This is a genomic window from Streptomyces spiralis, assembly GCF_014654675.1.
Classification (GTDB): domain Bacteria; phylum Actinomycetota; class Actinomycetes; order Streptomycetales; family Streptomycetaceae; genus Streptomyces; species Streptomyces spiralis.
Map to the genome: position 1 here is coordinate 12,087 of NZ_BNBC01000090.1, position 2,715 is coordinate 14,801.

The 2,715-nt window shown below is 73.8% G+C and carries 1 protein-coding gene; it reads left to right on the forward strand.

All coding sequences use genetic code 11. The annotated features are described in order from the left end of the window. Positions 1-2,715, forward strand: a 2,715-nt coding sequence (locus tag IE318_RS45925) for a type I polyketide synthase (protein WP_229904177.1), incomplete at both ends; no start/stop codon positions are given.

The window sequence follows — 2,715 nt, forward strand, 5'->3', positions numbered from 1 at the left end:
TTGCTGGACGCGTCGATGCACGCGGCCCTGGTCGACGGGCCGGACGACGGCGAGACCACACTGCCGTTCGTCTGGCGGAACGTCTCCCTGCACGCCTCGGACGCCTCACACGTCCGGGTGCGGCTCACCCGCCCGGCCCCGGACAGCCTCTCGCTCCAACTCGCGGACCCCACCGGCGCACCGGTCGCCACGGTCGGCGCCGTCGTCGGACGGCCGGTGACGGACGCGCAACTGCACGCGGCCCCGGAGGACCCGCTGTACCACGTCGAGTGGCGGACAGCGGCTGCCGACGACAGTGGCCGGGAGGACGACCGGGGCGCCTGGGAGGAACTTGCCGACGACGGGCCCGTACCCGCCTGTGTGGTGCTGGAGTGTGCGCCGGAGGACGGCGAGGACGTTCCGGACGCTGTGCGGAGGCTGTCGGAGCGGGTGCTGGCGGTGGTGCAGCGGTGGCTGGCGGAGGAGCGGTTCACGGCTTCTCGGCTGGTGGTGGTGACCCGGGGTGCGGTGGCCGTCGGGGATGGTGAGGACGTCGACGTGCGGCAGGCTCCGGTGTGGGGTCTGGTGCGGGCGGCGCAGGCGGAGAACCCGGGCCGGTTCGTGCTGGTCGACACCGACGGTGATCTCGCCGGGGTGCCGGCGAGCGGTGAGCCGGAGGTGGCGGTCCGTGGGGGCCGGGTGTTGGTGCCGCGTCTGGCCCGGACCACGGGCTCGGACGAGGCTGTGGCCTGGGACCCGGACGGCTCGGTGCTGGTCACTGGTGGTACGGGTGGTCTGGGTGCTCTGGTGGCCCGGCACTTGGTCGTCGAGCACGGTGTACGGCATCTGGTGCTGACCAGCCGACGCGGCCCGGACGCCCCGGGCGCCGCGGAACTGTGCGACGGGCTGGAGCAGGTGGGCGCGTCCGTGGACGTGGTCGCGTGCGATGTGACGGACCGTGCGGCACTCGCGGCGCTGCTGGGTCGTGTCGATGCCGGGCGTCCGCTGCGCGGTGTCGTCCACGCCGCCGGTGTGCTCGACGACGGGATGGTGGGTTCGCTCACGCCGGAGCGCATGCGTGCGGTGCTGGAGCCGAAGGCGTACGCGGCCTGGCATCTGCACGAGCTCACGAAGGACCTGGATCTGTCGGCGTTCGTGCTCTTCTCCTCCATCGCCGGCACGCTGGGCTCCACCGGTCAGGCCAACTACGCCGCCGCCAACGCCTTCCTCGACGCACTGGCCCAGCGCCGCGCGGCGGCCGGGCTGGCGGCCACCTCCATGGCGTTCGGGCTGTGGGACGTGGCGGCGGGACTCGGCGCCGGGCTGGGTGCGGCCGATGCGGAGCGCATGCGGCGGGCCGGTACGCCCGCGGTGTCCGAGACCCAGGGGCTGGCCCTGTTCGACGCCGCGCTGAACTCGGGCCGGGCCACGACCGTGCCCGTACGCCTGGATCTCGCGGTGCTCCGCGCCCACGCCGCCCATGCCGCCGAGGCACCCGCGCTGCTGAGGGGCCTCGTGGGTGCCCCCGGACGGCGGGCGGCCGGCGCCGCCACGGCCGGCGGCGACCGGAACGCGCTGCGGACCCGCCTCGCCGGGCTCGCCAACGCCGAACGCATCGCCCTGGTGCTCGAGCTCGTCCGTACGAAGGTCGCCGCGGTCCTCGGACACGCCTCCGCCGATGCGATCGAGGTACGGCGCGCCTTCGACGAGCTGGGCTTCGACTCCCTGACGGCCGTGGAGCTGCGCAACCAGCTCGACACCGCCACCGGTCTGCGTCTGCCGGCCACCCTTGTCTTCGACTACCCGACCGCGCGCGACGTGGCCGTGCACATCCTCGAACAGCTCGACGGCGGGGACGAGCAGCAGGCCGCACCGGCGGGCACGGTCGCGCGCGCCGGCCACGACGACGACCCGATCGTGATCGTCGGCATGGCCTGCCGCTACCCGGGCGGGGTGCGCACCCCGGAGGACCTGTGGCGGCTGGTCTCCGACGGCGTCGACGCCATCGCCCCGCTGCCCGACGACCGGGGCTGGGACCCCGGGATCTACGACCCCGAGCCCGGGACGCCGGGGAAGACCTATGCGCGCGAGGGCGGATTCCTCTACGACGCGGCATGGTTCGACCCCGACTTCTTCGGCATCAGCCCCAACGAGGCGACCCTCATGGACCCGCAGCAGCGGTTGCTGCTGGAGGTGTCCTGGGAGGCGCTGGAACGGACGGGCATCGACCCGACCTCGCTCAGGGGCAGCCGCACCGGCGTCTACGCCGGTGTGATGTACCACGACTACGGCGGTGGCACGGCGGGCAGCATCGTCTCCGGCCGGGTCTCCTACACCCTGGGTCTGGAGGGCCCCGCGGTGACGGTGGACACGGCGTGTTCGTCGTCGTTGGTCGCCCTGCACATGGCGGCGCAGGCTCTGCGCTCGGGCGAGTGCTCCCTGGCGCTGGCCGGCGGCGTGACCGTCATGGGCACACCCGACATGCTCGTGTACTTCAGCGAGCAGCGCGGACTGTCCCCTGACGGCCGCTGCAAGGCGTTCGGGGCGGACGCGGACGGTACGGGCTGGGGCGAGGGTGCGGGCGTGCTGCTCCTGGAGCGGTTGTCGGACGCGCGGCGTCATGGGCATCCGGTGCTGGCGGTGGTGCGGGGTTCGGCCCTGAACCAGGACGGTGCCAGTAACGGCCTCACGGCGCCGAACGGTCCGTCGCAGCAGCGGGTGATCCGGGCGGCGCTG